Genomic DNA, 1215 nt, shown 5'->3' on the forward strand with positions numbered 1-1215 from the left:
TGGATAATATCGTCATGTTCGTTCACTTCTCTGGCACTGTCTTGATAATGGAGTCTTCATGAAACCCAGAATCGATCAAAACCTTGGCATCGCCGGCGAGCCCGACAAGTGGGTCCATTCGGCCTGCATCCTGTGTTCCAACGGTTGCGGCCTCGACATCGGTGTAAAGGACGGCAAGATCGTCGGCGTGCGCGGCGATCCGAACCATCCGGTCAATTTCGGTCACCTCGGTCCGAAAGGCGAGAACGGCTGGGTAGCGAACAACAGCAGCCGGCGTGGCACGACGCCGATGATCCGGCGCAGCAAGGGCGGGCCACTGGAGCAAGTCGGATGGCCGGAGGCGATGGATTTCTTCGTCACCAATTTCAATGCCGCACTGGCGCAGGGCCACGAAAACCTTGCGTGCTACAACTCGGGCCAGCTGACGGTCGAAGAATTCTATACCTTGGGTAAGCTCTGGCGCGGCGGCCTGCAGTCCTCTAGCATCGATGGCAACACACGCCTGTGTACCGCGACTTCGGCCACGGGGCTCATGGCCAATTTTGGCGCCGATGGTCCGGTCGCATCGTATGTCGACATCGACCAGGCTGAACTGCTGTGCCTGTACGGGCACAACGTGGCCGAGGTGCAGACGGTTTTATGGGAACGCATGCTGGCGTCAAAGCGCAAGAATGGTGGGCGCATCATCGTCGCCGACCCGCGCAAGACACCCACGGTCCTGCAGGGTGCCGACCTGCATCTGCAGCTAAAGGCAGGCACCAATGTCGCCTTGATGAACGGCATCATCCATTTGCTGATCGCCCGGGGGCATGTAAAGAGGGATTTCATCGATGCCCATACCGTGGGGTTCGATGAGCTTGATGCGGTGACCACCGATTATCCGCCGGAGCGCGTGGCGCAGATCTGCGAAATCGCGCAGGAAGACCTCGAAACGGCTGCCGAATGGATTGGCACCACGCCGCGCTTCGTCTCGACCGTCCTGCAGGGGTTTTACCAGAGCGTTGAAGCGACGGCGTCTTCCTCGCTGGTCAATACGGTCCATTTGCTGATGGGTGCCATTGGCAAGCCGGGCGCCGGTCCGCTGCTCATGGCCGGGCAGCCGTCGGCGATGTCGAACCGGGAAGTCGGCGCCGGCGGCTCGTTTCCGGCCTATCGCAATCCGCACAATGAAGCTCACATGCGCGACCTGTGCGAACTCTGGAACATCGATTTCGA

At 60.2% G+C, this 1215-nt stretch carries 1 protein-coding gene; it reads left to right on the forward strand.

Annotation, left to right across the window (positions count from 1 at the left end):
• Window positions 1-58 precede the first annotated feature (58 nt).
• The coding region (locus HAV38_RS21570) for a molybdopterin-dependent oxidoreductase (RefSeq protein ID WP_168057495.1) at window positions 59-1215 on the forward strand (1157 nt) is incomplete at its 3' end.

Origin of the sequence: Glaciimonas immobilis, from assembly GCF_011947285.1 — a bacterium.
Lineage (GTDB): Bacteria > Pseudomonadota > Gammaproteobacteria > Burkholderiales > Burkholderiaceae_D > Glaciimonas > Glaciimonas immobilis.